The sequence below is a fragment of the Reichenbachiella sp. genome (assembly GCF_039969095.1).
In the GTDB taxonomy this organism is placed as follows: domain Bacteria; phylum Bacteroidota; class Bacteroidia; order Cytophagales; family Cyclobacteriaceae; genus Reichenbachiella.
Window position 1 is genome coordinate 222,157 of sequence record NZ_JBDVOL010000013.1, and the last position, 26,076, is coordinate 248,232.

23 protein-coding genes and 1 tRNA gene are annotated in these 26,076 nt (G+C 38.2%); 17 read left to right on the forward strand and 7 right to left on the reverse strand.

From position 1 onward, the window contains the following. Window positions 1-16: 16 nt before the first annotated feature. Together ABJH98_RS13460 and ABJH98_RS13465 are read right to left on the reverse strand one after the other, a co-directional pair. Window positions 17-1,372 (reverse strand): TolC family protein, encoded by a 1,356-nt coding sequence (locus ABJH98_RS13460; protein WP_348308214.1) that lies wholly within the window; start codon window positions 1,370-1,372, stop codon window positions 17-19. After that, window positions 1,359-1,985, reverse strand: coding sequence for a TetR/AcrR family transcriptional regulator (locus ABJH98_RS13465; RefSeq protein WP_348308215.1), 627 nt, complete (start codon window positions 1,983-1,985; stop codon window positions 1,359-1,361). The genes ABJH98_RS13460 and ABJH98_RS13465 overlap by 14 nt, the downstream gene beginning before the upstream one ends. 107 nt (window positions 1,986-2,092) lie before the next feature. Between ABJH98_RS13465 and ABJH98_RS13470 the strand changes: the two genes are divergently transcribed. The 8 genes from ABJH98_RS13470 to ABJH98_RS13505 all read left to right on the forward strand — a co-directional run bounded on the left by ABJH98_RS13470 (window position 2,093) and on the right by ABJH98_RS13505 (window position 10,441). Then, window positions 2,093-2,917 (forward strand): alpha/beta hydrolase, encoded by an 825-nt coding sequence (locus tag ABJH98_RS13470; RefSeq protein ID WP_348308216.1) that lies wholly within the window; start codon window positions 2,093-2,095, stop codon window positions 2,915-2,917. Continuing rightward, a complete protein-coding gene (locus tag ABJH98_RS13475) occupies window positions 2,914-3,864 on the forward strand; it encodes a TonB family protein (protein ID WP_348308217.1) in 951 nt (316 codons plus the stop codon). The genes ABJH98_RS13470 and ABJH98_RS13475 overlap by 4 nt, the downstream gene beginning before the upstream one ends. 102 nt (window positions 3,865-3,966) lie before the next feature. After that, on the forward strand, window positions 3,967-7,629 hold the full coding sequence (gene purL, locus ABJH98_RS13480) for a phosphoribosylformylglycinamidine synthase (RefSeq protein WP_348308218.1): 3,663 nt from the start codon (window positions 3,967-3,969) through the stop codon (window positions 7,627-7,629). A 99-nt stretch (window positions 7,630-7,728) separates the two neighbouring features. Then, window positions 7,729-7,801, forward strand: a tRNA-Gln gene (locus tag ABJH98_RS13485). A gap of 57 nt (window positions 7,802-7,858) precedes the next feature. Continuing rightward, entirely contained in the window at window positions 7,859-8,788 is a 930-nt protein-coding gene (locus tag ABJH98_RS13490) for a ribose-phosphate pyrophosphokinase (RefSeq protein ID WP_348308219.1), read from the forward strand. 15 nt (window positions 8,789-8,803) lie between these two features. Continuing rightward, window positions 8,804-9,442 (forward strand): 50S ribosomal protein L25/general stress protein Ctc, encoded by a 639-nt coding sequence (locus ABJH98_RS13495; RefSeq protein WP_348308220.1) that lies wholly within the window; start codon window positions 8,804-8,806, stop codon window positions 9,440-9,442. Between the two features lie 89 nt (window positions 9,443-9,531). Further along, a complete protein-coding gene (pth, locus tag ABJH98_RS13500) occupies window positions 9,532-10,092 on the forward strand; it encodes an aminoacyl-tRNA hydrolase (protein WP_348308221.1) in 561 nt (186 codons plus the stop codon). Between the two features lie 118 nt (window positions 10,093-10,210). After that, a complete protein-coding gene (locus ABJH98_RS13505; RefSeq protein ID WP_348308222.1) occupies window positions 10,211-10,441 on the forward strand; it encodes a hypothetical protein in 231 nt (76 codons plus the stop codon). A 102-nt stretch (window positions 10,442-10,543) separates the two neighbouring features. Here the strand turns inward: ABJH98_RS13505 and ABJH98_RS13510 are convergent, their stop codons facing one another. Further along, on the reverse strand, window positions 10,544-11,794 hold the full coding sequence (locus ABJH98_RS13510) for an ABC transporter permease (RefSeq protein WP_348308223.1): 1,251 nt from the start codon (window positions 11,792-11,794) through the stop codon (window positions 10,544-10,546). Between the two features lie 251 nt (window positions 11,795-12,045). Between ABJH98_RS13510 and queA the strand changes: the two genes are divergently transcribed. Then, a complete protein-coding gene (queA, locus tag ABJH98_RS13515; protein WP_348308224.1) occupies window positions 12,046-13,092 on the forward strand; it encodes a tRNA preQ1(34) S-adenosylmethionine ribosyltransferase-isomerase QueA in 1,047 nt (348 codons plus the stop codon). Between the two features lie 82 nt (window positions 13,093-13,174). Next, window positions 13,175-13,846, forward strand: coding sequence for a 2-C-methyl-D-erythritol 4-phosphate cytidylyltransferase (locus ABJH98_RS13520; RefSeq protein WP_348308225.1), 672 nt, complete (start codon window positions 13,175-13,177; stop codon window positions 13,844-13,846). Window positions 13,847-13,908: 62 nt separating this feature from the next. On the opposite strand, the gene ABJH98_RS13525 is transcribed toward ABJH98_RS13520, so the two are convergent. Both ABJH98_RS13525 and ABJH98_RS13530 read right to left on the reverse strand, forming a co-directional pair. Beyond that, window positions 13,909-14,130 carry a DUF2795 domain-containing protein gene (locus tag ABJH98_RS13525; RefSeq protein WP_084371582.1) on the reverse strand — a complete coding sequence of 74 codons (222 nt, stop codon included), beginning with the start codon at window positions 14,128-14,130 and terminating at the stop codon, window positions 13,909-13,911. Between the two features lie 183 nt (window positions 14,131-14,313). Then, complete coding sequence (locus ABJH98_RS13530) at window positions 14,314-15,582, reverse strand: DUF349 domain-containing protein (RefSeq protein WP_348308226.1); 1,269 nt, start codon at window positions 15,580-15,582, stop codon at window positions 14,314-14,316. Between the two features lie 103 nt (window positions 15,583-15,685). On the opposite strand from ABJH98_RS13530, the gene ettA reads away from it, so the two are divergent. Both ettA and ABJH98_RS13540 read left to right on the forward strand, forming a co-directional pair. Then, a complete protein-coding gene (ettA, locus tag ABJH98_RS13535; RefSeq protein WP_348308227.1) occupies window positions 15,686-17,365 on the forward strand; it encodes an energy-dependent translational throttle protein EttA in 1,680 nt (559 codons plus the stop codon). A gap of 93 nt (window positions 17,366-17,458) precedes the next feature. Beyond that, window positions 17,459-19,261: an ATP-binding protein gene (locus tag ABJH98_RS13540; RefSeq protein ID WP_348308228.1), complete on the forward strand. Its 1,803-nt coding sequence runs from the start codon at window positions 17,459-17,461 to the stop codon at window positions 19,259-19,261. Here ABJH98_RS13540 and ABJH98_RS13545 read toward each other — a convergent pair. Further along, on the reverse strand, window positions 19,258-19,812 hold the full coding sequence (locus tag ABJH98_RS13545) for a cysteine hydrolase family protein (protein WP_348308229.1): 555 nt from the start codon (window positions 19,810-19,812) through the stop codon (window positions 19,258-19,260). The two genes, ABJH98_RS13540 and ABJH98_RS13545, sit on opposite strands and share 4 nt — an antisense overlap. A gap of 140 nt (window positions 19,813-19,952) precedes the next feature. Here ABJH98_RS13545 and ABJH98_RS13550 point away from each other — a divergent pair, with 140 nt between their 5' ends. The 3 genes from ABJH98_RS13550 to ABJH98_RS13560 all read left to right on the forward strand — a co-directional run bounded on the left by ABJH98_RS13550 (window position 19,953) and on the right by ABJH98_RS13560 (window position 23,969). Further along, window positions 19,953-20,507, forward strand: a complete 555-nt coding sequence (locus ABJH98_RS13550; RefSeq protein ID WP_348308230.1) for a hypothetical protein — start codon at window positions 19,953-19,955, stop codon at window positions 20,505-20,507. Between the two features lie 448 nt (window positions 20,508-20,955). Then, a complete protein-coding gene (locus ABJH98_RS13555) occupies window positions 20,956-21,288 on the forward strand; it encodes a helix-turn-helix transcriptional regulator (RefSeq protein ID WP_348308231.1) in 333 nt (110 codons plus the stop codon). Beyond that, on the forward strand, window positions 21,288-23,969 hold the full coding sequence (locus ABJH98_RS13560; protein WP_348308232.1) for an ABC transporter permease: 2,682 nt from the start codon (window positions 21,288-21,290) through the stop codon (window positions 23,967-23,969). Before ABJH98_RS13555 ends, ABJH98_RS13560 begins: the two co-directional genes overlap by 1 nt. Before the next feature lie 84 nt (window positions 23,970-24,053). On the opposite strand, the gene ABJH98_RS13565 is transcribed toward ABJH98_RS13560, so the two are convergent. Beyond that, entirely contained in the window at window positions 24,054-24,413 is a 360-nt protein-coding gene (locus tag ABJH98_RS13565) for a T9SS type A sorting domain-containing protein (RefSeq protein ID WP_348308233.1), read from the reverse strand. 154 nt (window positions 24,414-24,567) lie between these two features. On the opposite strand from ABJH98_RS13565, the gene ABJH98_RS13570 reads away from it, so the two are divergent. Continuing rightward, entirely contained in the window at window positions 24,568-25,095 is a 528-nt protein-coding gene (locus tag ABJH98_RS13570) for a sigma-70 family RNA polymerase sigma factor (RefSeq protein ID WP_348308234.1), read from the forward strand. A 51-nt stretch (window positions 25,096-25,146) separates the two neighbouring features. After that, complete coding sequence (locus ABJH98_RS13575) at window positions 25,147-26,067, forward strand: FecR domain-containing protein (protein ID WP_348308235.1); 921 nt, start codon at window positions 25,147-25,149, stop codon at window positions 26,065-26,067. The last annotated feature ends 9 nt before the right edge of the window (window positions 26,068-26,076 follow it).

Here is a 26,076-nt window from a genome sequence, read left to right on the forward strand (position 1 = left end):
TAAAGTGATTATTAGCTTAGAGCAAAATGCCGTAGGCTTTCTGCAGGTCAATTTTTGAGATGAGCGCGTCATAGAGCGCATTATAAAAGTTTATTTGTGCTTGTTTGTAAGTAGCATCGGCGTCGATAACTTCAATATTCGACCCAACGCCCTCATTGTATTTAATCTTGGCTACCTCGTAGACTTCCTGAGATAAATCCATATTTTCTCGTTGAGCCTGCATCATTTCAATTTGACGATTGTACGTAGTCAAGGCCTGCTCTATCTCGATATCAATATTATTTTCTAATAAATTCAAAGAGTAGTCAATTTGTTTTGCTTGAAGCTGTCGCTGCTGCACCTGACGACGTTTTCTCATACCATCGAAAATTGGCATAGAAGCCCGTAAGCCGATAGCTCCTGCACCGAACCATTCGTCAGTAAAAACACCGTCCAACGAGGTATTACCTGTATTTCTACCATAGTTGGCTATAAGGTCGATTTTGGGATAGTACTTAGCTCTTACATTTTTGATATCCAATTGCTTGAGCTCTTTTCGAATATTCATTTGCGAGTATTCTATACGCTGCTCATAGGTGAAATTATTGGCCAATTCAAAATCGAAATACCCAATAGATTGGATCTCATCAGTAAGTACAATAGATGCATTGGGTTTTAAACCCATTTGAAACTTGAGGAGCGATTCTGACAAATCAACAATCTGTTGGTAATTGTTCTTCTCGACTTTCACATTGTTGAATTGAACTTTTACTCTATTCACATCTATCTTCTCGGCAAAACCATTCTCATACATGATTTGTGTTTCTTGAAGTAAAGAATCCAGTCTCGAATAATTGCGCTCGACTAAAGCCAATCTCTCCACATTAACCAAAACACCAAAATATGCTTTGGATACTACCTCAGCTATATCAATTTTAGTTTTGATATGATCCTTTTTGGAAAGTTGGGTAAAAGTCTTTGCTGCTTCCAAGCCTATAAAAAACGATCCATCAAAAACCATTTGAGAAAATGACGCTCCCCATTGGCTGGTATAATCTGCACCAAAAGGAATGTACAATGTTTCTTCAAGTGGCTCTCCTGTAGCAAAATCACTGGTAACAGGAGTCTGAGGGATTTTATAATTATGTGTAAGATCAGCATTCAGGTTCACCTGAGGCAAGCCATCCGCTAGAATTTCTCCAACCTGACGGTCAGCAATTTCTTCTTCTAACCTGGCATTTATTACTTGCTGGTTGTTCTCTAATGCATAATTTATCGCCTCTTCTAAGGAGACGCTCATCGATTCGGAGTTTTGGCCATTGCTCACCTGGTGAACTGCCATCAAACTCATGGTAAGTAGTATTAAAAGTATTGGTTGTTTAATTACTCTCATAAGATTTAGCATCTATCAAGCTATTATATAATTCTTGACCTTTAACAGTCATTAGTCCATGTACGAAATGATCAAATAAGGCCATTTGCACGTCAGTAAATTCAAATTTGTCTCTTGGAAATATTTTATCATCAAAACTCAACTCAATGGATTCAACTCGGAAAGTAGAGATGATCTCAGCATCTAGTTTTTGTCTAAAATATCCTTCACTCTTCCCTTTGGCTATCACATCTAAAATGGTGTTTTTAATGAACACACTTTTGTATTCCAGCCAAAGTGCCCATGCATTAGGATGAAATTTTTGAATATCAAAAAGCATAGAAGGATTGATCTCCTTGATATGCTCCCTAATACAGTGTGAAAGGTTAAACAACTCTTCCACAGCATTCGAAGTTGTGTTTTTTATTTCAGCCATAGTCGCTCTTTCACGGTCTATGTGCCCTTTTGTGATAAGAGTTACTAGCTCGTCCTTATCCTTAAAAAACTGATAAATTGTTTTTTTTGAAATCGATAACTCTCTAGCAATGTCATCCATTGAAACACTTCGCACTCCATATTTATTGAAGAGTGCTTCGGCATTTTCCAGTATTTTCTCTTTTGTATTAATAATCATTGTAAGGCAAAGGAACTAAGGAAACTTTATTATTACCAAAAGTTTCCGAAGTTTCTACGAACGAAACGAATATTTGTTCGAATTTTTCTCGTATTTTTTTGTCCGCAATGAACAATTCACCCCAACTCTACATCTTTTCACCTAACATACAATTAGAATACATGATTTATGGTCATGGTAAAAAATCACTGATTTGTTTTCATGGTTTTGGTCAGGACTATCTAGTATTTGAAAACTTCTCGTTTGAAATTGAAAATTACCAAGTGATAAGTGTCAATTTATTCTTTCATGGTAGAAGCGACCGAGTCAAAGGTGCCAAATACATGACGCATAAAGAATGGAAGAAGATATTGAATGGATTTTTGAATGAATTGAATATCGACAGATTTTCTATACTAGGATATAGCATGGGAGGACGATATGTGACCAGTACAATTAATTCCTTTAGTGATCGTATTGATCACTGCATTTTCATGGCTCCAGATGGAATAGTAAAAAGAAGATCATTTGAGTTCGCAACTTTTCCCTTAGGCCCCCAGCAGATGTTTCGGTTTTTTATGAATAACCCACAGCCCTTTTTTATTTTTCTGAATATCATTGAAAAAACCAGATTGATGAACCCTTGGACCATTAAATTCTCAAAAAGTCAATTGAAGGATGAAGAACAAAGGCTTCGCGTGCTGAAATGTTGGATCACATTAAAACACTTAAGACTTAAACAAACTGACTTAGTACATTTGATCAATCAAGCCAAATTCAAAACACATCTCATTTTTGGCAAGTACGACAGAATCATCATACCTGAAAAACATCAATCTTTTTTTGATAGACTTAACTCAGCTTCAATTTCCATCATTGAAAGTCCGCATCATGAGTTAATTGATCTATCATTACCAACAATTAAAAAATTCCTTTTACAAGAATCAAAATGAAAAACATCCTTTTATTAGCTATTTATCTTGTAACTTATTTCACTGTCACCGCACAAGAAAATCAAAAATACTATTTCAATGAAAACGATGAGGAATGTCCCGTAGAAAATGCGTTTTACTATAAGATAATTGAATCCAATGATGCCCAAATCATTGAAAGGGAATATTATATCTCTAACAACCATTTAAAACTTACTAAGAATTCTGATAAACAAGGAAATAGCATTGGGTTGGTTTACGAATTTTATCCTGACAGCAGTCTAATGTCCATTTATAAAATATCAGAAGGCCGATTTGTATTGGACTTAAGTTCCTATTTCCCAAATGGACAGAAGCAGGAAGAAATTAGCTTTCGAATTATAAACCATACAAATACTTTGACGAAAGATACTATCAACATAAGAATAGAGAATAGTTGGGATTCTTTAGGGAATACAATGGTAAAAGACGGACAAGGTATTTTTAGATCTTATTATTCAAACCTAAAACTGAAAGACACTGGTCTTGTTGTCGATGGATTTAAAAATGGTAATTGGGAAGGTTTTTCCACAGAAGGACGAGTACTCTATCGTGAATCCTATGAAAATGGATATTTAATTGATGGAATGTCTTTTTTGGAGGATGGAACTCAAATCACATATAATCAACTCAGCATCCAACCTGAGCCAGCAAAAGGGCTAGCCGGATTTTATAAATACATTAGCAAAAACCTAAAATACCCTAAGTCTGCTAGAAAAAATGACACTCAAGGCATCGTATTTGTACAATTCGGAATCAATAAACAGGGTCAAGTCGTGAATACAAAAATATTGAAAGGTTTGTCCGCTGATTGTGATGCAGTAGCAATTGAAGTGATAAAAAATTCACCCAATTGGAAACCAGGAATGTTAAGAGGTCGACCTGTAAATGTTCGTATGATACTTCCCATTACATTCAAACTCTCCTAAACCAAATTATTCATTTACATTTTAAACTAAATATTGAGCAATAGGTTATAAGTACTTCCCAATTTCATCTTACTTTTGCGGCTGATAAACAGTCCTTCTTCGATGATCTTTATATTCAAGAAAAACACTACGACCTACTACCTTCTTCAATCAAAATCCGACCTCAACGCTACAGAAATAGAAAAGCTGCAATGGCTTTTTGGAAATGCGGAAGTCTTGTCCGAAAAATCTCTATCTGGCTCATTTATAGGGCCACGACAAGAAATGATTACTCCATGGAGTACGAATGCGGTTGAGATCACTCAAAACATGGGCATAGAAGGCATTGAGAGAATCGAAGAATTCTACACAGAAGGTGCTTTTGATGCAATGCTAAATCAAAAATATGATGTACTTGGTGAAGAGACATTTACAATAAACAACCAACCTGAACCCATTCAAGATATTAACGACATTAGAAGTTATAACCAGAGTGAAGGACTGGCTTTGAGTGAAGAAGAAGTCGTTTATTTAGAAGGTGTAGCTAAAAAACTAGGTCGTCCACTGACGGACAGCGAAGTATTTGGATTTTCCCAAGTGAATTCGGAGCACTGTCGCCACAAGATATTTAATGGTCAGTTTATCATCGATGGTGAAGAAAAGCCAGAATCACTTTTTAAACTCATAAAGAAGACCTCTCAAGAACATCCTGGACAAATCGAGTCAGCTTACAAAGACAATGTGGCATTCATTAAAGGTCCGAAAATAGAGCAGTTTGCACCAAAAACACAGAATCAAGCAGACTACTTCGAAACTAAAGACATTGATTCGGTGATTTCGCTCAAAGCAGAAACACACAACTTCCCAACCACCGTTGAACCTTTCAATGGTGCCGCCACTGGATCAGGAGGTGAAATCAGGGATCGTATGGCTGGTGGGCAAGGCAGTATTCCATTGGCTGGAACTGCTGTTTATATGACCTCTTATCCAAGGTTGGAAAAAGGGAAAAAGTGGGAAGAAAACATTAAAGCTAGAGATTGGCTCTACCAAACACCGTTAGACATCTTAATCAAGGCATCTAATGGTGCGAGTGATTTTGGAAACAAATTTGGAATGCCACTCATCTGTGGAAGTGTACTCACCTTCGAACATGAAGAGAATGGAGACACACAAGGTTTCGACAAAGTCATTATGATGGCAGGTGGTGTAGGATACGGGAAACTGGAACATGCTCAGAAAAAACCATTGACCAAAGGGGACAAAATCGTTGTAATGGGCGGCGACAACTACCGCATCGGTATGGGTGGTGGTGCTGTATCTTCAGTATCTACTGGAGAGCATTCAAACGCCATCGAACTGAACGCCATCCAACGATCCAATCCTGAAATGCAGAAGAGAGTGGCTAATGCACTCAGAGCATTGGCAGAAAGTGATAAAAATCCAATTGTTTCAGTGCATGATCATGGTGCAGGTGGCCACTTGAACTGTCTGTCTGAATTGATCGAAGATATTGGTGGGCAAATCGATATTGATCAATTGCCAGTGGGGGATCCTACCCTATCCAATAAAGAAATCATAGGTAACGAATCTCAAGAAAGAATGGGATTAGCCATCGCTGAAAAAGACATCGCTGGATTGAAAGAAATAGCAGACCGTGAACGTGCTCCATTATTTGTAGCAGGAGAAGCGACTGGCGATATGAAATTTACCATGAAGCACAAGGACAGTGACAAGGCTGCCATGGACTGGGGACTTTCAGACATGTTTGGCTCAGCACCAAAAACCATCCTGAAGGACAAAAAACTTAATAAACCCTATCAATCCACTTCTTCTAATGATGCGGATTTTACAGAAGACTTGAAGCAAGTGCTGCAGCTTGAAGCCGTAGCTTGTAAAGACTGGCTAACAAACAAAGTAGACCGGTCAGTAACTGGTCGGGTTGCCAAACAACAGACTTGTGGAGAAATTCAATTGCCGCTAAACAATGTGGCTGTGATGGCTTTAGACTTTGTAAACAACAAAGGGATCGCTACTTCTATTGGTCATGCACCAGTAGCTGCTATTGCTAATCCTGCCAAAGGTTCACAGCTAGCGATTACTAAGGCATTGACTAATCTCATATGGGCACCATTAACTCATGGATTGAATGGGGTTTCTTTAAGTGCCAATTGGATGTGGCCGACAAAAACCGATGGAGAAAGAGCCAGATTATATGAGGCTGTGGAAGCAGTGAGTAAATATGCGATCTCTTTGGGTATTAATATCCCTACTGGAAAGGATTCTTTGTCCATGACACAGAAATACAATGATGGCAAAACAGTTGACTCACCAGGCACTGTAATTATCTCCACTGTAGCTGAAGTTTCGGATATTCGTCAGACCGTAACGCCAGACGTCAAGCCGGTGTCTGACTCTACGCTTATTTATATACCACTTTCTGATGGATCATTTGCACTAGACGGCTCTAGTTTTGGTCAGATTAAAAATGCAGTAGGAACTAACCCTGCCTCTTCACCTGAAGCAGACTATTTCAAAAAGGCATTTGCAGCAGTACAACAGCTAATCAAAGAAGGAAATGTACTGGCGGGACACGATATTTCTGCCGGAGGCTTAATCACTACTCTGCTGGAGATGCATTTCCCCACTACTCAGAGTGGAGCAGGAATTGATTTAAGTATGTTAGACTCAAACCTTTCGCAAATTGCATTTAGCGAGAGCCCAGCACTTGTTATTCAAGTGAAGAATGATACTTCATTAAATGCACTAGAAGGAATAGATTTTAAATCGATAGGTCAAATCAACTTAGACAGAAAATTCAGTGTAAAAACTAAAGAACAAAGTATATCTCTTGATATTAATAGTTTAAGAGACACTTGGTTCAAAACTTCTTACTTGCTTGAGCAGCATCAAACAGAAGCTACTAATGCCAAGTCTAGATTTGAAAGCTATAAAAAGCAAGCTCTTCAGTACCAGTTTCCTAAAGAGTGGACTGGTCAGCTAAAAGACCTTGGTATCAACCAATCAAGAAAAGAAAAGTCTGGAACCAAAGCGGCAATTATTAGAGAGAAAGGAGTCAATGGCGATAGGGAAATGGCATACGCATTGCACCTAGCAGGTTTTGACGTGAAAGATGTGCACATGACAGATCTGATTTCTGGAAGAGAAGATTTGACAGACGTGAATATGATCGTATTTGTTGGCGGATTCTCCAACTCAGATGTTTTGGGTTCTGCCAAAGGCTGGGCAGGCGCCTTCTTATACAACGAGAAAGCCAATGCGACACTGAAGGATTTCTATGCCAGACCAGATACATTAAGTTTAGGCGTATGCAATGGCTGTCAATTGATGATGGAACTTGGTTTGGTATTCCCTGAAATCGAGAATCATCCTAAGATGGAACACAATGCTTCAGGGAAATTTGAATCGATATTCCTTGATGTTACCATTTCTCAAAATGATTCCATCATGCTCGGAAATCTATCTGACACACGACTAGGCGTTTGGGTAGCGCATGGAGAAGGTAAGTTTGTATTGCCACAAACTGAAAGTGACTATACCGTATGTATGAAATATGCTAACGAAGCTTATCCGGGCAATCCTAATGGTTCTGATTATAATGTAGCTGGAGTTTATTCCAAAGATGGTAGGCACTTAGCTATGATGCCACATTTGGAGCGTTCTTTATTTCCTTGGAATTGGGCACACTATACAGAATCATCAAACGAAATTACCCCTTGGATTCAGGCGTTTATCAACGCCAAAAAATGGGTTGAGGGGCATAACTAAAAAAAGAGTAAAAATATTCACCTTTTTTATTGCCAACCCTTGGCTTTATTCAAGCAAATTTCTACTTTTGTGTTCCCAAAATAAGAGGGGGTATAAGATTGGCCTATGGTGTAACTGGCAACACGTCTGGTTTTGGTCCAGAAGAGTCTAGGTTCGAGCCCTAGTAGGCCAACAAAAAAGAAGCTGTCTCACTTGAGATAGCTTCTTTTATTTCACTAACGCACGAGACATGTCTGCAGTTAAAATCTTCGCCGGAAACGGTTCCAAAGAATTAGCCACCAAAATCGCTAATAGTTACGGTAAACCACTTGGTAACTCTACTTCCAAAAAATTCAGCGATGGTGAACTTTCATTTAGTTATAACGAAACTGTTCGCGGATGTGATGTTTTCATCATTCAAACTACTGGACCTTCAGACAATTTTATAGAGCTTTTGCTCATGATCGATGCTGCCAAAAGAGCGAGTGCTAAGTCGGTGACTTGTGTGGTTCCTTATTATGGCTATGCTCGTCAGGACAGAAAGGACAAGCCTAGAGTTTCAATCGCAGCCAAACTCATGGCCAATGTATTGCAGGCAGCTGGCGCGGATCGTTTGATGACTTGTGACTTACACGCAGACCAAATTCAAGGATTTTTTGATATTCCAGTAGATCACTTAGTAAGTGCTTCGATATTTGTGCCTTATATCAAGGAATTGAAGCTTGACAATTTAATTTTTGCTGCTCCTGACGTAGGAAGCACAAAACGAGTAAGAGAATTTGCCAAGTTCTTCGAGGCAGACATGGTCGTTTGTGATAAACATAGAAAAAGAGCCAATGAAATTGCATCTATGCAGGTCATTGGTGATGTAGAAGGAAAAAATGTCATCCTTGTTGATGACATTATAGATACTGCTGGCACGTTAACCAAAGCGGCCAATTTATTGAAAGAAAAAGGCGCCATTTCTGTACGAGCATTTTGTACGCACCCGATTCTATCAGGCAAGGCTTATGAGAATGTAGACAGCTCTGAATTGGAAGAGTTGGTCGTAACTGACAGTATCAAAATCAACGAAGGTCAATCTTCGAAAATAAAAGTGGCTAGCATGGCAGAGCTTTTTGCAAAAGCAATCAGAAAAATCCATGACCACGAATCAATTAGTTCATTATTTATTCAATAACATATATATAATAGTATGAAAACTATAGAGATTGTAGGGTATAAAAGAGCGAATCTCGGCAAAACTGAAGCGAAAAATCTTCGTGCCGAGGGTCAAGTACCATGTGTAATTTACGGTGGCGAAGAGCAAATTCACTTTTCAGCACCAGCCATTCTTTTCAGAGAATTGGTTTATACTTCTGAAGCTCACTTTGTAAATGTGAATGTAGAAGGAACTGAGTATGGATGTATTATGCAAGACATTCAATTTCACCCAGTAAGTGAAATGATCTTACACGTAGACTTCTTACAGTGGTTTGCTGGAAAAACTATCAAAATGGATATTCCAGTTCACTTGACAGGTGTATCTAAAGGTGTATCTAACGGTGGTACATTGATTCACAAAAGAAGATTACTAACTATCAAAGCATTGCCTAAAAACATGCCAGAGCATATCGATCTAGATATCACTGCGCTTGATTTTGGTAAAGCAATCAAAGTAAGTGACGTTATCACAGATAACTTCGAAATTCTAGATACGCCACAAGCGTCAATCGCTGTTGTTGAAGTACCTAGAGCATTGAGAGGCAAATCTGCTGATGAGGAGGGCGAAGAAGAAGGCGTTGAAGGAGCTGAAGAAGGAGCTGAAGGAGAAGAAGCCCCTGCAGCTGAATAAGCATTCACAAAACGATTTTAAAAATCCTGCTCCTTGAGTGGGATTTTTTTTTGACTTTTAAGTATTAATTTTCTTTTAAAAAAAATCGAATGAAATATCTCATTGCAGGCCTAGGCAATATCGGCCCCGAGTATGAACTCACTCGTCACAATATTGGCTTTTTAGTTCTCGACCGATTGGCAGAAGCCCAGGGTGCCAAATTCGAGCACACCAAGCTCGCCAACAAATGTGAATTCAAATACAAAGGAAGAACCATTCACCTCATTAAGCCCACCACTTACATGAACTTGAGTGGTAAGGCAGTCAATTTCTGGATGCAAGACCTTAAAATAAGTAAAGAGAATTTGCTGGTCATCACAGATGACATAGCGCTGCCACAAGATCATTTGCGCATGCGAGCCAAAGGCAATAATGCTGGACATAATGGTTTGAAAAATATTGATGAACAAACTGGAGGAAACAACTATGCACGTCTCAAGTTTGGAATTGGAAATGATTTCCACAAAGGCCAGCAAGTGGACTACGTACTAAGCCAGTTCACAAAAGAACAATTAAAAAACCTGCCTTTTTCCATGGATAAAGCCTGCGAAATGATTCTTTCTTTTTGCACCATAGGTATTTCAAGAACTATGAGTCAATTCAATGATTAAACCGTAATTATTTGACTACCTGATAGTTAAGTAAAACCGTTAACAAACATTAACAATTTTTCTTGGTAAAGTGAAATTATCGTTCTAGCTTCAAGTTTCACTAAACCAATTCGTATTTATGAAGTTTTTAAGAAACCTTAGTTTGATTGCTGCGGCAATGAGTTTTTTATTTGTAGTAGGATGTGGCTCAAAAGGGTCATCTGAAAGCACTGAAGAAGCTCCAATGGAAGAAGCAACTGAAGCTGTTGAAGAAGTGGCTGAAGAAGCAACTGACATGGCTGAAGAAGCAATGGAGGCTGTTGACTCTCTAGCTACTGAAGCTGTAGATAGTGTAGCAGCAGAAAATTAAGAAAAACTTACGGGAAAAATTAATAATTTGAAATCAGCTATTTAAAACTAAAGATTTCATAAAATCCTGGAAAATTTTAAGGACTCAAAATGAGTCCTTTTTTTATGACCTTATGGCAACAACCGGATCCATTCGAGCGGCTAATCCTGCAGGCACCATTCCAGATATGATACCTATTATTACAGACACACAGAAACCAATTAGTACGTTATTCAAACTCATAACAAGCTCTAGCGAACCCAAGTCCATGAATGTAAGAAAGTAAACCAGTAAAATACCAAAACCACCTCCAATCGAGCTTAAAAAAACGGACTCGAACAGAAATTGAAACAAAATGAAATTGTTCTTTGCACCCAGAGATTTTTGAATCCCTATAATATTGGTTCGCTCACGAACAGACACAAACATGATATTGGCTATACCAAAGCCACCCACTAAAATCGAAAAGCTTCCAATAATCCATCCTGCCAAATTTAAAATGTCAAATACTTGACTGAGAAAGGTAGCAAAAGCCTCTGGTCGGTTTAAGGCAAAATTATTTTCTTCTTTGGGCCTTAGTCCACGTTTCTTTCTCATCAACCCAGTCAACTCGCCTTCTAATCGTTCTTGCCCAGGATCGTCATCCATGCCTTTGATGTTGATGGAAGAACCTATGCCCTTATACTTACTTACCAAATAAAACTTACTGAGCGTTTTATAAGGAATCAAAATATTGTCATCATTACTGGGAGTATTCAGCAAAGCCTCCCCTTCCTCCTCAATCACTCCAATTACCATGAATTTTGTGCCTTGCACTTTCAGTATTTGTCCAAGTGGAGATTGAAATGGGAACAATTCTGTTGCGGATCGTTGACCTATCAACGCTACGTTGCTTGCATTTTCGGTTTCCTGAATACTGAAATACCTTCCCGAAGCCAATTGCAAATCATTAATATCCTTATAACCGTAGGAAACCCCTATCATGTTCAGTCCAGCGCTACTATTACTTCCTTGCTTGGCCGTTATATTTGATTTATAAGCATAAATAGCAACACCATCATGGTTGACTAAATTGGCTTGCAAATATTTAAACTCCTCATAATCTGTATTTGGTCTTTGATAATACTTCCACCAAGGATAGAACTTACCTCCAAACTGATAAGGCCATTTTTCTAAAATCACATTATCTGCTCCCAAAAAGTTCAAACTGTTATTAATATTTCTCTGCAAAGAGTCCACTAAAGTGAAAACTGAAATAATGGCAAAAATCCCTATGGTAACGCCTAAAAAAGACAAAACAGTACGGATCATGTTCATCCTCAAAGCATTGAAGGCAAATCGAAAACTTTCCCAAATCAAACGAATGATGAGCATCGTATAATAAATTTATTTACAAGCAATATTTATCGGAACAATTTACTAATTTTGCCCTCTTATTTTGACGTATTGGTCGTACAATCGTTACTTTTATTACATGAATGCAATTGAATATTTTAAACTTCCTTTTTCAGCCACGTATTCAATTCAGAATCCATTCCAAAAAAACAGATTTATATGAAGCTTGCCACGAGAATAATTATTCGTATCGGCCTGTTTCGTGTACTGATTAAATAAAATACAAACAGATGAAATTATCAGAATTCAAATTTGACCTCCCACCAGGATTATTAGCGCTTTATCCTACTGAAAATAGAGATGAATCTCGTTTAATGGTCGTACACAAGGATACTGGAGAGATCGAGCATAAAGTATTCAAGGATTTAATCAGTTACTTAGACGAAGGTGATAGTGTCATTCTAAATGACACTAAAGTATTTCCAGCTAGATTATATGGAAACAAAGAAAAAACTGGAGCTAAGATCGAAGTTTTCTTACTTAGAGAACTCAACAAAGAACTTCATCTTTGGGATGTACTGGTAGATCCTGCGAGAAAAATTAGAGTTGGAAACAAGTTGTACTTCGGTGAAGGAGACTTAGTTGCTGAAGTGATTGACAACACGACTTCAAGAGGAAGAACTATCAGATTCCTTTTTGACGGTACGGATGAAGAATTCTACAAGTCAATTGACGAATTGGGTGAGACTCCTCTTCCAAAAGAAATAGCAAGAAAAACTGAACCTGAAGATAGAGAAAGATTTCAAACCATCTATGCCGAAAATGTGGGCGCTGTAGCTGCCCCAACTGCTGGTATTCACTTTACCAGACAAATGCTCAAAAGACTTGAGCTTAAAGGTGTAGATACTGAAGCAGTTACACTGCACTTAGGGTTGGGCACATTCAGACCAGTAGACGTAGAGGATTTGACCAAGCACAAAATGGATTCTGAAAACTATATAGTATCAGAAGAAACAGCCCAATTGGTCAATAAGGTGCTTGACGAAAAGAAAAAAGTATGTGCGATTGGTACAACAGTCCTTCGTGCATTAGAATCTTCGGTAAATGCCAATGACCGCCTGAAAGCTAACGAAGGCTGGACAGATAAATTTATTTTTCCTCCTTATGATTTTAAAATTGTAAAATCTTTGGTCACCAACTTCCACTTACCAGAATCAACGCTTCTGATGAATGCAGCAGCATTCGGTGGATTTGATTTGATCATGGAAGCTTATCAGGTAGCTATCAAAGAAAAATATAGGTTCTTCAGTTATGGCGATGCCATGTTGATCATCTAATAAGATTAAAAAAACAATATGAAAAACTCTGGAGACTACTTCAGAGTTTTTTTGTTTTATAGAATCACCTAATATTGTCACAATGAAAAACTATGTGGTGATAGTGGCTGGCGGATCTGGGAGCAGAATGCAGACCGCCCAACCAAAACAATTTATTGAATTAGAAGGCAGACCTATTCTGATGCACACTTTAGATGCCTTCTATAATTCTGGCTTAACCATGCACCTTATACTAGTCTTGCCAGAAGACCATCTAAAAACCTGGCAAGGTTTGGTAAAACAACACAATTATAAAACGACTCATCAAATCACTACAGGAGGATCCACAAGGTTTGATTCTGTGAAAAACGGGCTGAGTGTAATTAATGAAGATGGCATCGTGGCCATTCACGATGGGGCAAGGCCGCTCATCTCTAGCGAAGTAATCCAACGCACCGTGGTTCAAGCGCGAAAAACGGGCAATGGAATAGCGGCTGTTCAAATGAAAGACTCAATCAGACAAAAGGTAGGTGGACAAAATAAAGCTGTCGATCGAAACCAGTTTTATAGCATCCAAACCCCGCAGACATTTAAGGTTGATCTCATAAAAAATGCTTTCAAAAATAGCGAATCCAACGCTTTTACAGATGACGCTAGTGTGCTGGAGGCTCATGGCGAGCCAATACATTTGGTAGAAGGCAGCTATGACAATTTAAAAATTACGACACCAGAAGACCTGATGATTGCCACTTCGATACTGAAAAGGAGAAAATAAAATGCCTGACCTTTCATAGAAAGCCAGGCTCAATTTCTTATTAAAAGTTTGGCAGCAAGAGACTAATACTCGTCTTCATTAAAGAAGAAGTCTTCTTTGGTAGGATAATCCGGCCATATTTCTTCGATTGTTTCAAATGGATGCCCATCGTCCTCCAACTCCTGCAAGTTTTCAACCACTTCCAAAGGAGCGCCAGATCGAATAGAATAATCAATCAATTCATCTTTTGAAGCCGGCCAAGGGGCGTCCTCCAAATATGATGCTAATTCTAGTGTCCAATACATAATTTACTTGCTTTAATTCTGGTGTTTTATATAATCGTGCAAAAATAAATTTTTCAATCAATAATCAAACTATTGACCCATTTATCTCAGGATTTATTTTACTTAATATAATTGGTATCAAAAAAAAATACAACTGATATCAAAATGATTCAGATATTTTTTGATCTCCTAACGCATCTACCCTTAGAGTTGTTTTATTTTCTCTTGACATTCTTTCAAGAGATTCTTTTTGAGGGAGACTTTGTCTTGTTGGGTTTTGAGCTTGTCATTTAGCATATCTACAAAAGAACCTTTGTTGATGTGCATATTACCCATATTTTCATTGAAGGACTTTAGCTCTGTTTCATCTCGGTAAAGCAAATCACGGATGACTTTCAGTAAATCCTTGAATTGACTCTTTTCATCTTTTTTGGCAAATCCTTTGTTCTTTTTCTGTGCTAAGCTCCAAATAAACTGCCTTTCTTGCCACTCTCTAGAAAGTTGCATAAAAGATTCGTGCACTTCAGGATGAGACTTTTTAGAAACGTGCCCACTATTCTTCCATTTAGTTTTTAAAGTGTCAAATGCCTTAACATCACCTCCAAAAGCATTTTGAACTGCCGCTTTCAATTCCTCAAGAATCTCTTTTTTATTTTTCAGGCTTTCTTTTCCGTCTTTGGCTTTAAGCTTTCGATCTGATATTTTTCGCTTCTTTTGCTTATCAAAGTAGTCTTGGGTAACCTTCCAATAATTATCGTTAATGGCTTTGAAGTCCTTTTCAGGAATTCTTCCCACTTCCTTCCATTGTTTCTGAAGCTCTTTCACGCGATCAAGGCTTTTTTGAAAATCCTTATTTTCAATGAAAGACTTGATCTCAACTATGATGGATTGATACTCATCCAGCCGTGCTTTTACTAGCATCTTTTTGTCTTCGGTGAAAGCGTTTCTTTTTTCAAAGAAACCGTCGACACCAGATTTAAACTTTTCTTCCAACTCAGCTCTTACTGATTGATCAGCACTCCCCGTTTTCAACCACCTAGACTTCAAATCTTTGATTTGCTCAAAAGCCTCTTCCTGATCATTATTTGCTAATATGGCATCTAGCTCCAAAAGTAAAGCCTGCTTAATATCTGTGTTTTTAGCTCTATTTTTTTGTATATAATCCTCCAATAATGACTCCAAAGGAATAATCCGATCCAATAGAACCTGATAGTCACCCAATCCATCATGTGAAGGAATAGAATCTGCAATATTCTGTAGACTTGAAAGAAATGAGCCCTTGTTACTTTCAGTATTGATTTTCTTTTCAATATCGTCCAGCTTAGTTTTAAGCTTGTTGTATTTAGTAGTGAAATAAGCGACTGCTGCCGTTAGTTCATCCTCTTTGATTTCTTTTAACTCCAGTGCCTCCACTTGTCCAAAAGCTGACCGAAAGAGTTTATTATTTTCTACGTGACCGAATGGTATTTCCACAATATTTGGCGAATGCCTTTACTTTGATAAATCGGCTGCAAATTTACAAAATCAGGCTAAAGGCAGAATATTTTTTGCATATTTGTCAGAAAAAATACGATCCATGAGCGACGAAAAAATCATCTTTTCTATGGCTGGGGTAAGTAAGATTTACCCTCCACAGAAACAAGTTTTAAAAAATATTTACCTCTCCTTTTTTTATGGTGCTAAAATCGGTGTCTTAGGCCTTAATGGCTCTGGTAAATCGTCGCTTCTTAAAATCATTGCTGGCATAGATAAAGAATATCAAGGTGAAGTGGTTTCTTCTAGTGAATATAGCGTTGGTCTACTAGAGCAAGAGCCTCAGCTCGACGCATCTAAAACCGTTAAACAAGTGGTAGAGGAAGGGGTTCAGGAGATCGTTGATTTACTTCAACAATTTGAGGACATCAATGCCAAATTTACAGACCCAGAGGTATTGGACAATCCTGACGCTATGGATAAGTTGATACAGGATCAAGCGGTGGTACAAGAAAAACTTGACGCGGCCAATGCTTGGGAACTGGACAGCAGATTAGAAAGGGCGATGGATGCACTCCGAACGCCTCCTGGAGATGCCAAAATAGAGAACCTGTCAGGTGGCGAGAAAAGAAGAGTAGCACTTTGCCGCCTTTTGCTACAAGAACCAGATGTACTCTTATTAGATGAACCTACCAACCACTTAGATGCAGAATCTGTGCTTTGGCTGGAACAATATCTAAATCAATACAAAGGAACGGTAATAGCTGTAACTCACGATAGATATTTCTTAGACAATGTAGCTGGCTGGATCCTTGAATTGGATCGTGGCGAAGGCATTCCATGGAAAGGCAACTATTCCTCTTGGTTGGATCAGAAACAAAAAAGATTGGCTCAAGAAGAGAAAACTGAGTCAAAAAGACAAAAAACACTAGAGCGAGAATTAGAATGGGTTCGAATGACTCCCAAAGGTCGCCAAGCGAAAGGCAAAGCCAGACTCGCTGCATACGATAAACTCGCTGGACAAGATGCCAACGAGAGAGAAAGCAAATTAGAACTCTATATTCCGCCAGGGCCAAGATTGGGTGACAAAGTAATTGAAGTGGAAGGTGTATCGAAAGCATTTGGCGACAAGCTTTTATATGAAAATCTTTCATTTTCTCTTCCTCAAGCAGGCATCGTAGGAATCGTAGGGCCCAATGGCGCTGGTAAGACTACTCTTTTCAATATGATTACCGGCAAGGAAAAACCAGACAGTGGATCTTTTGACATTGGGTCAACAGTCCAGATCGCTTATGTAGATCAAGAGCATGATGATCTGGATCCTAATAAATCAGTTTGGGAAGTGATCTCTGATGGTAATGAACTGATTGAATTGGGAGGAAAACAAATGAATTCCAGAGCATATGTGAGTAAGTTCAATTTTGGTGGTTCAGATCAAGGTAAAAAAGTAGGTGCGCTATCAGGTGGAGAGCGAAACCGAGTACACTTAGCCATGACTTTGAAGCAAGGTGCAAATCTGCTGCTTCTTGATGAGCCTACCAATGATTTGGATGTCAACACGCTCAGGGCCTTAGAAGAAGCATTAGAAAATTTCGCTGGATGTGCAGTGATCATAAGTCACGACAGATGGTTTTTGGATAGAGTATGCACTCACACATTGGCATTCGAAGGAGATAGCCAGGTGTATTTCTTTGATGGGCCTTTCTCAGCTTATGAAGAGAATAGAATGAAGCGTCAAGGAAACGTAGAACCAAAGCGGATCAAATACAAAAAACTGCAGTAGATAACAAAAGGACATCATGCTTAGCATGATGTCCTTTTTATATTCAACCATTCTTAAATTGCGAAAACCAAGTTTATTCAGCATATTTAATGTATGCGCTTCTACTTGATTATTCTAGCCTTATTTGTTTGTGTTCCAAACTGCATCTTAGCCAGTTCTTGGAAACAAGCGCAAGAAGATAAAAAAGCTCAACTAGATTTACTCTGGTACACTTCAGTTCCTTTTGTTCATTACAATAACGAGCAGGAATTAACGGGCTTGGAATATGAAATCTTTGAGGCATTTGGTGAGTATATAAAACAAGAGCACGGAATTGATCTAAATCTTAATTGGGTACAAGCGGATAGTTTTGGAGGTATCCTTGACGAAGTAGCAGCATCAAATCATCAAAATCTCATTGGGGTTTCTGCCTTTTCAATTACAAAAGAACGTCAGCAAAGATTAAAATTTACAGATTCCTATTTGCCTGACATTACCGTTTTGGTCTCCAGTCAAGGCACACCAATCGTTCGCCAACTGCAAGATATTCATGACTTGATGAAAGATATGACTGCTGTCACGATCGCTGGTACTACCTACGAAAAATTTTTAAAACGTATGCGGGATGATCTAGGTATGGATTTCAAAATCAATTATATAGATAGTGATAAAAACGTACTTGATCATATTAGTCGCTCAGATAATATGTTCGGATTCATTGACTTACCTATTTATCTGATATGGATAAAGAATGGCCGTGATTTAATCCGCCAAAACTTCTTTACTGTAAGGGGAATAGGTTATGGATTCATCATGCCTCCATCCAGTGACTGGGATATTCCATTCAATGAATTTCTAAAAGATGAAAATTTTAAACCACAAATAGCAGATATCATAGCCAAGTATCTGGGGAGTGAATTGTATCAGTTTATTGATAACACTTATGATCGAGAACAATTGGGGACTTATATTCTAACTAAAGAAAAAGAAATCCAACTGGCACTAATAAAAAATGCAAACCTAAAATTAGAAGAAGAAAAAACGTACAAGCGAATATTGATTCTTGGGATTGGAACTGTGCTGCTTTTTTTGATCATTATCATGTACCTATTCTACAAAAATCAAAAAACCACAAATCTCATCATTGAGCAAAAGGATCAAATAGAATTACAACAAAAAGACATCCGTCAAAAAAACGAACAGCTGATGAACAGGAATGCTCAGCTCTTAGCTTTGAATGAAGACAAAAATAATTTGGTGAATATATTGGCTCACGACCTCAGATCTCCATTAAGTAACATTCTTGGGTTATTGGGAATTATGACCAATGACAACAAAAATTTGAATGACGAACAAAAAGACTACCTGGAAAAAATTGGTACGACTGCTAATCGAATGAGTCAGATGATTGCAAAAATTCTTAACCCAAGCACACTTGACAGCAGTAACAAAGCGGTTCTAAAAGAAGAAGTAGATATTGCTCAATTGGTAGATGATGTGTCTTCAAGGTATATGCCAGCAGCGACCAACAAAAGCATTGATTTGAAAGTGAAGGTTCCAAATAGTAAACTGACCATAGAAACAGACCACTTGCTATTATTTCTTGTCCTTGAAAATTTACTCTCTAATGCAGTCAAATTCTCTCCTCAAGACACAGAAATCAACTTAAAAGTCAACAAAAAGGAGGGGCAAATCATATTTAAAATAATTGATCAAGGACCTGGATTTACTGAAGAAGATAAAGGCTTGATATTCCAGCGTTTTCAAAAGCTGAGTGCCGAACCTACGGGCAATGAGTCATCCACGGGATTAGGCCTATCTATTGTTAAAAAATATGTGAAAGATCTTGGGGGCAAAGTCTGGCTTGAATCAAAAGTAGGCAAAGGCAGCACCTTTTTCGTCAGTCTAAAAGCCTAAGCCTCATCCAGCACGGTTTGCGTATCTACAATCCTTGCAAACTCACCATTTAACGTGGCCAAAGAAGTCAAGTGAATGACCTCCGCATTATAGATTTCTTTGTTTACTCCCACTTTGTTAAAAGCTGCCGTCGCATCTGAAACAACTGTGACTTGAAACCCCAAATTTGCAGCCATTCTTGCAGTCGTAGACACACAATGCTCCGTAGTAAGCCCTACAATCGTCAAATCGTCTATTTGCTGCTCATCCAATCGTTCTTTGAGGTCAGTTCCCACAAAAGCACTGTTTACATTTTTCTCAATTATAGACTCATTATTGATTGGAGCAACAATAGCTTTTATCAGATTGCCCTGTTTGGTTGGGTACAATGGTGACTCTGGATTCACAGAATTGTGTTTGACATGAAAAATTGGCCAATTCCTCTCCCTATATAGGTTTAAAACTCTTCTACAATTCGCTTCAGCATCTGGATTGTTGCGCTGGCCACCATAATATTCCACCTCATCAAGTCCATCTTGAATATCAATAAGGAGTAGTGCTTTATTAATCATCCTTCAAATTTCATTTAAATCTAAATCAAAGGTTCCTAATTCAACATTTGTATCAATCGTAAATAATTGATTTCTAGGGGAGTTCGAACTTAGCAAAGTTATTTCGCTAAATTGAAGTAAAACAAACTTAAAACTTACCAATGAATCTATTTAACTCAATGATTTGCATTTTGCTAGTGCTCAGTGCATGTCAGCCCCCTCAAGACAATGCCGCTAATGAAGCATTTGATACTAATTCGAAAGTCGTAATGGCTTACATTGAAGGCTATAAATCCGAAAATTTGGATTATGATGCTTGGTATGCTGATGATGTAATCATTCGAGGCACAAGTTTTGGAGATAAAGATTCTTTGAGTCTAGACGACATCAAAGCTATGGACAAGATGTTTTTGGGTGCTTTCGACCTTCAACTACTTACAGATCCAGTTTTATTGCCAGGTGTAAGTGTTGACACCAAAAAAGTAGATGGTTCAGTTCGTTATTACGGAGACTGGAAGATGATTAAGTCAGCGACAGATTCTACAGAGGAAAAGTCTGTAATTGTGAAAGTATATGAGTCTTTCGACTTTAATAATGAAGGTAAAATTATCTTTCAACAATCCTATGGCGACATGACTGCTGCATTTGATTATCTGACCGATAACGATGAAGATGAAGACGATGAAGATGAGAATGATCTGGAAGACGAGGATTAGTATCAGTTAGAGACATAAAACTACAAAGCCTTCGCATTCTGAAGGCTTTATTGTTTTATTGATAGAAGTCTAATATTTCTTTACCCAGCTCTGAATAGCTTTCATCATTTGAGTATTCACCTGATTCCTATATTCGCAAGGTCTTCCGAATAGATCATAGGTAGCTGAAATCTGGCATGCTCAAAACTTTTTTTATTACTCACTAATCCTCCATTTCATTAGGCACTTCCATCCATGCATCTATATTGATATAAAATGCCAGAATCTAATTCTGCTGGTCTCATTGTGCAAATTTATCAAACTCTTAACTGCCAGAAAAGCTAATTAGATTGTTGTGAATACGGAGTTGAAATAGTCATTTCGGAACATTTGATTTTTGTATTAGTTGTACAAACACACAACTAATTATTTTATTTCTTGTATAATTGTACAACAAACCTTTGAAATCATGAAAGGAGAACATTTAGGAGAATTGGAAGAATTGGTACTACTCACCATAGGCTCACTATATGAAGAAGCTTATGCGGTAGCCATTCTAGAAGAAATCAAAAAAAACACCAATCGAAAAATGGATGTCACTGCAGTGCATTCTGTGCTTCGTCGTCTAGAAAAAAAGGGGTTCACCCAATCCGAAATGGGCGGAGCTACGGCTGATCGTGGTGGTCGACGAAAACGCTTCTTTGTACTAACGCAAGTGGGAAGAAAAGTGCTTGATGACACGATGGAGCTTAGAGTCTCGCTATACAACAAAATGCCAAAACTAGCATTTGCTGGAATCTAATGAATAAACAACCACCCAAATGGGCCGATCGGTTTCTTGCTTGGTATTGTCACCCCGATTTACTCGAAGACTTGCAGGGGGACTTGTATGAAATTTTTGAGCAAAAGGTTCAACAGGGACAAACCAATCATGCCAAATATTTATATGTCTGGCTGGTACTCCGCTCCTTTAGATTATCAGCTCTAAAAGAAAATCAAAAACTCAATAACTCATTTTTTACCATGACTAAAAACAACTTAAAAATCGCCTTTCGTGTGCTGTGGAGAGATAAATTCAACAGCGCTATTAATTTACTCGGTCTGACTTTAGGTATTACTTGCTTCCTACTTTTAGGCCTCTACGTGAAGCAAGAAGTTACTTACGATCACTATCATAGCAAAAAGGATAGAATCTACCGAAGCTGGGTGAAAGAGAACTATGGAGATGGCCGCGAGTTTTTCAATTCACATACACCTCTCCTCTTCGAATCATTATTTGAGGAAAATTTCCCTGAAATAGAAAGAGCTGTCCAGTACATTGAAAATGACTTTTTGGTGGGAAGAAATGAAAAACGAATAGACGAAATCATCGCACTGATTAGTCCGGACTTTTTAGAAGTCTTCGATATTACTTTGATCTACGGAGATCGATCTACTTTCCTGCCTTCCAGAGAGCATATTGCCATTTCGAAGCGCTATGCCGAAAAATACTTTGGGCAGGAAAATCCAATGGGAAAAACAATCGCCGTGGAAATAGACACTTTGATTCATGACCTGACGGTCTCAGCAGTGTTTGAAGATTTTCCAGTAGAGTCTAGTATCCGCTTTGATATGGCCATTTCAGCAGAAAACGGTCGTCGAATTTATCCTGATCGGCTTTACACTGCATGGTTTAATATTATACCTGAAACCTATGTACTGCTAAAGGAAGGCACCAATATTTCATCTGTAGAAAGTAAAACACAAGATGTAGTCTTGAGTCAAGGGGTGACATATGGTGATCAGCCGCTTGAAAAGGATCAATACCAAATCGGATTTCAACCTTTGACAGACATTCATTTGAATCCTGACATTCCATTAGGCAATGCTCCAGTAGGCAATCCGCAATATGTGATGATACTCGGCGCCATTGGTTTACTGGTATTGATAATGGCATGTGTTAATTATACCACATTATCAGCCGGCCAATCTTTAAAAAGATCGAAAGAAGTAGGCATGCGCAAGGTTCTTGGTGCTTCCAAGCATACTTTGATCTACCAGTATTTAAGTGAAAGTCTAGTATTGGCCATAGTGGCTATGACTATCGGTACGGTCGTTACATTTTTCTTAATCCCTACATTCAATGCACTCACAGGCACAGAGATTTTTTTCCAATTTGAATGGTGGCATATAGGAGTTTATCTGGCCATCGGACTCACCATTGGGCTAATAGCTGGTACATACCCTGCGCTCATTGTTACAGCTTTTAAGACCATCAACATTATCAATGGCAGTAATCAGACCACTGGAAAACTTGCCGCTCGTAAGGGTTTAGTTGTTTTGCAGTTTTTGGTCACTGTTTTTCTGATCAGCACTGTTTTGATTATGCGCAAGCAAATTGACTACTTGATGGACAAAGACCTTGGCTATGACTATAAAGCTGTGATCTCGGCTCAGTTGCCCATAGACCCCAATGGCCGAGGAATTCGCGATGTGCTTATTTCAGGTATGGAGAATGGAGAGCTTTTAAAAACAAAACTCGAAAAGCATCCAAAAATATCAAAAATAGCTCTAGGCAATCATCTGTTTGGGTCCAATGGATGGACACATGTGGCATTTAATGATGATAACGATGATTTCAAATGGTTTCGCCTGCTCGTAGTCAATGCCGAATACCTGAATGCTTTCAATATTGAACCTATACAAGGTAGAAATTTTGAAGTGGACAACGGGTTGGACCAAAGACAGTCAGTCATAATCAACCAAAGTGCCGCCAAATATTTTGGCTTAGAAAACCCCGTTGGTGGAAAATTGCCAGGCCCAGAATTTGGTGAACATCAAATCATTGGTGTGGTGAAAGATTTTCATTATTCTTCTTTGCATACAGAGGTCGAACCTTTGGTGATCGTGCAAAACATCATGCCAATCTTCGCTGGCGTGACTGATGCGGATGTAAAAGATTCATACGTACCTAAAATTGTATTTACATACAATGGAAACAATCTACACGATGCGATCGAAATTTTGGAAAACGAATGGGAAGCAACTTTTCCATCCGAAGCTCCCAATTTCGAATTCATTGACGACCGTATCAGCAGGCAGTACGAAAGCGAAGCTCGTATGAATAAGTTAATTGTGATTGCAACGGTGCTCTCTATACTTATTGCTGGGCTCGGCTTGTTTGGTTTAATTATGTTGGTTGCCAATAGTAAAATCAAAGAAATTGGTATCCGCAAAGTCATGGGAGCATCTCCAGTTTCCATATTCAGATTGCTTATTAAAGGATTTGTATTTCAGCTTTTATTAGCGATTGTTCTTTCTATTCCAGTCACGATATATCTTACCAAACAATGGTTGGAGAATTTTGCTTACAGAATAGAAATTACAAGTCTGCCATTTGTAATGAGCGGAATGGCCACCTTGGCCATAGCCGTTATAGTGATTGGGTATCATGCCATCAAAGCATCCAGAGTTAACCCGATTGAATCATTAAGAGTAGAGTAACAAAGTGAGTCAGCCCTCAGCAGATGCTTCTCATAGCTTATCCTTCTGACGGGCTGACTTATCACATAACCTCAAATCAAAGCGCTATTGCACTACTATTTTGTGTTTCACTTCAGTATTGCCTTGTCGAAAAAATACCATGTATATACCCTTTTGCCAGTTCCCGACAAAAATAGAAAGTTGGGTAAATCTTTCTGTGACTTTATAAATGGTGTGACCTGAAAGGTCAACAATTTCCAATTGGGAAATACTGCCATCAAATTGTTGTTGTGAAATATTTAAATATTCTGAAGTTGGATTTGGATAAATTTCTAAAAGCTGCTTAGAATTCAACTCTTCATTAACTCCTTGCTCAGTCATAGATGTACTACCTTGGTCTTGAGCCACAGTCCATTCAGACCATGTCAGAACTCCGATAAGTGCAATAATTATAATCCTCTTCATTTTCTCTAATCAATTTCAACAATACAACGGAGTAACTCAGAAGTACCCTACTCTAGTATTTGTTGTTCTAATCCAAAATTGTTCCAAAAATTAAGAATAAGCCTTTTCATCTCTTATAAGGTGATTATATTTGAAAACCACCACCAAAAAAAATATGGATCAGCCCTCTGTTTGTGAAGAGCAGTCTTTTTCCCGATTACACAAAGCTCACGAAGTTCCTTTAAGGAATTTTTTATTCTATCGATTTGGAAGCTTGGAGAAAGCGAAAGATTGTGCTCAGGAAGCTTTTATCAGATTATGGAATAACTGCAGTAAGGTAGCTTTCGACAAGGCCAAAAGCTTCCTTTTTACAACCGCAAACAGGATATTTCTAGATGATACAGCTCATCAAAAAGTTGTTCTCAAGTTTGAAAAACGCAGTGACAGAAGTGAAGCTCAATTAGAATCCAATCCTGAATTTCTTTATCAAGTGGATGAATTTAAAGAACAATTGGAAGCAGTAGTTTCTGACTTACCTGAAAAACAACGTGTCGTTTTTTTGATGAGCCGAATAGACAAAATGAAAAATCAAGAAATTGCTGATGCATTAGAGGTTTCGGTAAAAACAGTTGAAAAACATATTACTTCTTCTCTGAAATCAATTCGTGCCAACTTGGACGAACTTAACCACTTTTCAATTTAGGTAGGGTTAATAGCACTTAAACCGTCTTAAGATTAGAAAAATAAAAAAGTCATGGAAAACAATCACACAGACAAGGATGCCATACTCGTTCAATGGTTGAACGGAGATATTTCTGCTGAAGAAGCAAAGAAGCACCTGTCTCATGATGAGTTCCTGAAATACCTGCAAATAACTGAAGAAATAGATCATTGGGTACCTAATAATGACACTTCTGTTTTTGACATGCAAGATGTGTTGAATGTTAAAAAAGAAACTAGGGTAATTGCTATGAATACTTGGAAATATTTCTCCATAGCAGCAGCCATTTTGTTGGCCATATTTGTAGGCCCTATGCTCTATCAGTCCATCACAACTACGACGTATGAAACCGCCTATGGGGAATCCCAAACGATTACACTACCTGACGGCACGTCCACGCTCTATTTAAGTGCCAATTCAAGCGTTCAATGGAAAAAGAAAGATTGGACAGGTGGTAAACGCAGACTAGAGTTGAAGGGAAAAGCATATATCGAAGTACCTCAAAAAGGTGGTTTTGAAGTAGTAACTTCTGAAGGTACAGTTTCTGTACTAGGCACTAGATTTACAGTGTATCAGATGGAGCAAGCACTGCATGCCGTTTGTTATGAAGGACGTGTGCGAGCTACAGCAACCAAAGGCGAGTCTATAGAACTTAGTAAAGGCGAGTCCAGTTTGTTTTTCGAAGGAATTTGGGGTGCAAAAAAACTATTTGATCTGGAATATCCGGATTGGATAAAGGATCATATCACTTTTGACAATGCTCCTCTAAAACAAGTACTCGATGAGCTCGAATCAAATTTTGGACTGAAAGTAGAATTTAAAAATGTAAATCTAGCACGGCGATTTACTGGCTCTATCCCCAAAAACAATCTCAATCAGTCTCTTCAAATAATTTTCCCGACATTGGAAATCACTTATCGTCTTGAAGACAAAACACTATATTTGTCCGAATAAGAGAAAAGT

Excerpts from the sequence above, each read along its gene's own strand:
- ABJH98_RS13460 (WP_348308214.1), bottom strand. The coding sequence starts at position 1,372 with ATGAGAGTAATTAAACAACCAATACTTTTAATACTACTTACCATGAGT.
- ABJH98_RS13465 (WP_348308215.1), bottom strand. The coding sequence starts at position 1,985 with ATGATTATTAATACAAAAGAGAAAATACTGGAAAATGCCGAAGCACTC.
- ABJH98_RS13470 (WP_348308216.1), top strand. The coding sequence starts at position 2,093 with ATGAACAATTCACCCCAACTCTACATCTTTTCACCTAACATACAATTA.
- ABJH98_RS13475 (WP_348308217.1), top strand. The coding sequence starts at position 2,914 with ATGAAAAACATCCTTTTATTAGCTATTTATCTTGTAACTTATTTCACT.
- purL (WP_348308218.1), top strand. The coding sequence starts at position 3,967 with ATGATCTTTATATTCAAGAAAAACACTACGACCTACTACCTTCTTCAA.
- ABJH98_RS13490 (WP_348308219.1), top strand. The coding sequence starts at position 7,859 with ATGTCTGCAGTTAAAATCTTCGCCGGAAACGGTTCCAAAGAATTAGCC.
- ABJH98_RS13495 (WP_348308220.1), top strand. The coding sequence starts at position 8,804 with ATGAAAACTATAGAGATTGTAGGGTATAAAAGAGCGAATCTCGGCAAA.
- pth (WP_348308221.1), top strand. The coding sequence starts at position 9,532 with ATGAAATATCTCATTGCAGGCCTAGGCAATATCGGCCCCGAGTATGAA.
- ABJH98_RS13505 (WP_348308222.1), top strand. The coding sequence starts at position 10,211 with ATGAAGTTTTTAAGAAACCTTAGTTTGATTGCTGCGGCAATGAGTTTT.
- ABJH98_RS13510 (WP_348308223.1), bottom strand. The coding sequence starts at position 11,794 with ATGCTCATCATTCGTTTGATTTGGGAAAGTTTTCGATTTGCCTTCAAT.
- queA (WP_348308224.1), top strand. The coding sequence starts at position 12,046 with ATGAAATTATCAGAATTCAAATTTGACCTCCCACCAGGATTATTAGCG.
- ABJH98_RS13520 (WP_348308225.1), top strand. The coding sequence starts at position 13,175 with ATGAAAAACTATGTGGTGATAGTGGCTGGCGGATCTGGGAGCAGAATG.
- ABJH98_RS13525 (WP_084371582.1), bottom strand. The coding sequence starts at position 14,130 with ATGTATTGGACACTAGAATTAGCATCATATTTGGAGGACGCCCCTTGG.
- ettA (WP_348308227.1), top strand. The coding sequence starts at position 15,686 with ATGAGCGACGAAAAAATCATCTTTTCTATGGCTGGGGTAAGTAAGATT.
- ABJH98_RS13540 (WP_348308228.1), top strand. The coding sequence starts at position 17,459 with ATGCGCTTCTACTTGATTATTCTAGCCTTATTTGTTTGTGTTCCAAAC.
- ABJH98_RS13545 (WP_348308229.1), bottom strand. The coding sequence starts at position 19,812 with ATGATTAATAAAGCACTACTCCTTATTGATATTCAAGATGGACTTGAT.
- ABJH98_RS13550 (WP_348308230.1), top strand. The coding sequence starts at position 19,953 with ATGAATCTATTTAACTCAATGATTTGCATTTTGCTAGTGCTCAGTGCA.
- ABJH98_RS13555 (WP_348308231.1), top strand. The coding sequence starts at position 20,956 with ATGAAAGGAGAACATTTAGGAGAATTGGAAGAATTGGTACTACTCACC.
- ABJH98_RS13560 (WP_348308232.1), top strand. The coding sequence starts at position 21,288 with ATGAATAAACAACCACCCAAATGGGCCGATCGGTTTCTTGCTTGGTAT.
- ABJH98_RS13565 (WP_348308233.1), bottom strand. The coding sequence starts at position 24,413 with ATGAAGAGGATTATAATTATTGCACTTATCGGAGTTCTGACATGGTCT.
- ABJH98_RS13570 (WP_348308234.1), top strand. The coding sequence starts at position 24,568 with ATGGATCAGCCCTCTGTTTGTGAAGAGCAGTCTTTTTCCCGATTACAC.
- ABJH98_RS13575 (WP_348308235.1), top strand. The coding sequence starts at position 25,147 with ATGGAAAACAATCACACAGACAAGGATGCCATACTCGTTCAATGGTTG.